Source organism: Bacteroides sp. AF32-8BH (genome assembly GCF_003435205.1).
Taxonomy (GTDB): domain Bacteria; phylum Bacteroidota; class Bacteroidia; order Bacteroidales; family Bacteroidaceae; genus Bacteroides; species Bacteroides ovatus.
The window spans coordinates 1-4598 of the sequence record NZ_QVLZ01000090.1; the positions used below are offsets into that span (position 1 = coordinate 1).

Here is a 4598-nt window from a genome sequence, read left to right on the forward strand (position 1 = left end):
AGAACTGTAAAATATAAAAGAGGTTGTGCCAACGTTTTGACACAACCTCATTCTATTTAAATGGAAACTCTTAATTTCTGAATACCAATCCGTCTCCACCAGCGTCAACGGTAATTGCTTTACTGCGGTCGACTTCCTGGGAAAGTAACTTTTTGGATAGATCGTTCAATAGATAACGTTGAATAGCCCTCTTTACCGGACGAGCTCCAAATTCAGGATCATATCCCACTTGAGATAAGAAGTCCAATGCTCCTTCCGTCAGTTTCAGTTCCACTCCGTTTTCGGCAAGCATTTTCTGAACTCCCTTGATTTGTAAGAGTACGATCTGCTTAATTTCCTTTTCATTCAATGGTAAGAACATGATCGTTTCATCAATACGGTTCAGGAATTCCGGGCGAATCGTCTTTTTCAACATATTCATGACTTCCTTCTTCGTTTCTTCAATCACTTCTTCTTTATTGGAACCGTGCAACTTCTCCATCTGACTTTGTATATAAGAACTACCCATATTCGAAGTCATGATGATGATTGTATTTTTGAAGTTGACCACCCTTCCTTTATTGTCAGTCAGTCGTCCGTCATCCAATACCTGTAACAGGATATTGAAAACATCCGGATGAGCTTTTTCTATCTCGTCAAACAGGACAACAGAGTAAGGTTTCCGACGTATAGCTTCTGTCAGCTGACCGCCTTCATCATATCCTACGTATCCCGGAGGCGCTCCGACTAAACGGGAAACACTGTGCTTTTCCTGATACTCGCTCATGTCGATACGAGTCATCATCGTTTCGTCATCGAACAGGAATTCTGCCAATGCCTTCGCCAGTTCGGTCTTACCTACACCGGTGGTTCCGAGGAAAATGAACGAGCCAATCGGACGTTTCGGATCCTGTAATCCGGCACGACTACGGCGCACGGCATCTGCCACGGCTTCAATCGCTTCATCCTGACCGATTACACGTTGATGAAGTTCCTCTTCCAAGTGCAATAGTTTATCCTTTTCACTTTGCAGCATCTTGCTGACAGGAATACCTGTCCAACGGGAAACAACATCCGCAATGTCCTCAGCATCTACCTCTTCCTTAATCATGGCTTTATCGCCTTGCATATCACGTAGCTGCTTTTGAGTATCTTCTATCTCTTTGTCCAAAGCCTGAAGTTTACCGTAACGGATTTCGGCTACTTTACCATAGTCACCTTCACGTTCAGCTTTTTCTGCTTCAAATTTAAGATTCTCTATCTCAACCTTATTCTGCTGGATTTTATCCATCAGCGTTTTTTCACTCTGCCATTTGGCTTTAAAGGACTTTTCCTGTTCTTTAAGTTCGGCAAGCTCCTTACCGATGATTTCCAGTTTCGGTTTATCGTTTTCACGTTTAATAGCTTCTCGTTCAATTTCCAGCTGCTTGATTTTGCGGGAGATTTCATCCAGTTCTTCAGGAACAGAATCTACCTCCATACGCAGTTTGGCTGCAGCTTCATCCATCAGGTCAATGGCTTTATCCGGCAGGAAACGGTCGGTGATGTAACGGCTACTCAATTCGACGGCTGCAATGATGGCATCATCTTTGATACGCACATGGTGATGGTTCTCGTAACGCTCTTTCAGTCCACGAAGGATAGAAATGGTACTCAAGTTGTCCGGTTCATCCACTTGTACGATTTGGAAACGACGCTCCAAAGCTTTGTCCTTTTCGAAGTACTTTTGATATTCGTCGAGGGTTGTTGCTCCGATAGAACGTAATTCTCCACGAGCTAAAGCAGGTTTTAGAATGTTTGCAGCATCCATGGCGCCTTCACCCTTTCCGGCTCCTACCAGTGTATGAATCTCATCAATGAACAGAATTATATCACCTTCTGATTTCTTCACTTCATTGACAACTGATTTCAGTCGTTCTTCAAACTCACCTTTATACTTTGCACCGGCAACCAGTGCTCCCATATCCAATGAATAGACCTGTTTGTTTTTCAGGTTTTCAGGTACATCTCCTCGAAGGATACGATGTGCCAAGCCTTCTACGATTGCTGTCTTACCAGTTCCCGGTTCACCGATTAGAATCGGATTATTCTTTGTACGGCGGCTCAATATCTGGAGTACCCGGCGGATTTCTTCATCACGTCCAATTACAGGATCCAGTTTTCCGCTACGGGCAGCTTCGTTCAGGTTGATAGCGTACTTTTCCAATGATTGATAAGTATCTTCACTAGATTGTGACGTTACTTTTTCTCCTTTCCTCAACTCGCTGATGGCATTGCGTAATTCTTTTTCCGTCATACCGGCATCTTTCAAGATAGTGGAGACGGTACTTTTCACAGTCAGCAATGCTAGTATGATATGCTCTAATGAAACAAACTCATCGCCCATTTCTTTAGAATACTGTGTTGCTTTCTGCAATACTTCGTTAGATTCACGACTCAGATACGGTTCTCCGCCGGATACTTTTGGCAGGGAGTCGATCTGTTTGTCGACAACAAGAGCTACCTGCTGTCCGTTCATGCCAAGTTTCTGGAAGATGAAGTTAGTGACATTTTCACCCACCTTCATTACTCCCTGCATGATGTGGACAGGTTCAATGGCTTGTTGTCCCCGGCTTTGTACCAGGTTCACGGCCTCCTGTACCGCTTCTTGAGATTTGATGGTAAAATTGTTAAAGTTCATATCTTTGTTCTCCTTTCTTATTTCACGTTTTTAATAACACCTAAGAGGGCGCAAAAGATTTGCCAAGTATAAAAATATGACAAAATAGCATGAGTATTAAGGAGTTAAAGGACAAAATGACCTTTTTATCTGGGAGTAACTGACGAATTTGCTATAAAATATCATTTGTTACCTGATACGCTTGTTTGTGTAATCTTAGCCTGTGATGAAAGAAAATAAATATTGAAAAGTGGATAAATAAAAGTATTGTAGTATCTTTATCCGCTGTAATAATATAGATGGTATATGAGTGATAAGCCCCAAATAAAACTTGCTGAAACAGTGGTGTTGATTGACGCTGCTTTTTTGAATTTTGTAATAACGGATATAAAAGGATATTTTGAAGAAACTTTGCATCGTTCTTTACAAGAGATAGACCTTTCGATGTTGACCACCTATATAACCTTGGATGCAGGGATTACAGAAGGGAAGAACGAGGTGCAATTTCTTTTTGTGTATGATAAAGAATCCAGTCGATTGCAATATTGCCAACCTTCCGGTTTGCAGGAAGAATTGAATGGAGTTGCGTTTCAGAGCCCTTATGGTGAATATTCTTTTGCCAGCGTTCCATCGGAAGGAATGGTGTCAAGAGAAGATTTGTTTTTGGATTTACTCTCTATCGTTTCCGATTCGGCAGACGTGAAAATGATGATCGTTATTTCTTTCAATGAGGAGTATGGAAAGAAAGTGACTGATGCTTTGCATGAAGTGAAAGGCAAAGAGGTCATTCAATTCCGTATGAATGAGCCCGAACTTCCGGTGGATTATAAATGGGATATGCTGGCTTTCCCTGTCATGCAGGCGTTGGGGATAAAAGCGGAAGAATTGCAATAACTATTGTGCTTTTATTCTTTCTGTAATTCATTATTCGTCATTGATTTCTTAACTGTTAATCATAATTGCCGTGTCCGATTTTCGTTTAAAAGTATTTCAGAGCGTAGCGAAGAATCTAAGCTTTACGAAGGCTTCGCAAGAATTGTTTGTCAGTCAACCTGCTATCACCAAACATATTCAGGAGCTGGAGACTTATTATCAAGCTCGTTTGTTCGACCGTCAAGGGAGCAAAATCTCACTGACTAAGGCCGGAGAATTGCTGTTGAAACATAGCGAGAAAATCTTGGACGATTATAAACAATTAGAATATGAGATGCATCTGTTGCATAATGAATATATCGGCGAACTGAAATTGGGGGCCAGTACTACGATTGCGCAATATGTACTTCCTCCTCTGTTAGCGAACTTTATAGCCAAGTTTCCGCAAATCAATCTTTCTTTGATTAATGGAAATTCCCGGGGAGTGGAAGCTGCCTTGCAAGAGCATCGGATTGATTTGGGACTGGTCGAAGGGATCTTCCGCTTACCTAATCTGAAATATACTCCATTTTTGCAAGACGAACTGGTTGCCGTGGTGCATACACAGAGTAAATTAGCTGTCACGGATGAGATTACTCCGGAAGATTTGCTGAATATTCCTTTGGTTTTGCGGGAGAGGGGCTCCGGTACATTAGATGTGTTTGAACGTGCCTTATTGCAACATAATCTCAAACTTTCTTCTTTAAATGTATTGATGTATCTCGGTAGTACAGAGAGTATCAAGCTTTTTTTGGAACATACGGACTGTATGGGAATTGTTTCTATCCGTTCGGTGCATAAAGAGCTTGTAGCTGGCAATCTCCGTGTAGTCGAAATAAAAGGAATGCCGATGCTGCGCGAATTTAACTTTGTACAGCTGCAAGGGCAGGAGGGAGGATTGTCACAGGTGTTTATGCGTTTCGCCGGACATCATAGTAAAAGCCTGTAAGTTTGTCTTTTTCTCTCGTGCAATCGCTTCTCCAGAATAAGAAAAATGGTTCTTCGTCAAATTTGGTGGTACTTCTTCTATTGTGAATAAATAATCTTC

The 4598-nt window shown here is 41.7% G+C and carries 3 protein-coding genes; 2 read left to right on the forward strand and 1 reads right to left on the reverse strand.

The features are described from left to right. Positions 1-70: 70 nt before the first annotated feature. Positions 71-2659, reverse strand: coding sequence for an ATP-dependent chaperone ClpB (clpB, locus tag DWZ47_RS29910; RefSeq protein ID WP_004302069.1), 2589 nt, complete (start codon positions 2657-2659; stop codon positions 71-73). 285 nt (positions 2660-2944) lie between these two features. Between clpB and DWZ47_RS29915 the strand changes: the two genes are divergently transcribed. Together DWZ47_RS29915 and DWZ47_RS29920 are read left to right on the forward strand one after the other, a co-directional pair. Next, the gene (locus tag DWZ47_RS29915) at positions 2945-3532 is read left to right on the forward strand and encodes a DUF6621 family protein (RefSeq protein ID WP_117515656.1); all 588 of its coding nucleotides are present in this window, start codon (positions 2945-2947) and stop codon (positions 3530-3532) included. Between the two features lie 70 nt (positions 3533-3602). Further along, entirely contained in the window at positions 3603-4499 is an 897-nt protein-coding gene (locus DWZ47_RS29920; RefSeq protein WP_074635617.1) for a LysR family transcriptional regulator, read from the forward strand. The last annotated feature ends 99 nt before the right edge of the window (positions 4500-4598 follow it).

Coding starts and splice junctions, on each gene's coding strand:
- clpB (WP_004302069.1), bottom strand. CDS start 2,659: ATGAACTTTAACAATTTTACCATCAAATCTCAAGAAGCGGTACAGGAG.
- DWZ47_RS29915 (WP_117515656.1), top strand. CDS start 2,945: ATGAGTGATAAGCCCCAAATAAAACTTGCTGAAACAGTGGTGTTGATT.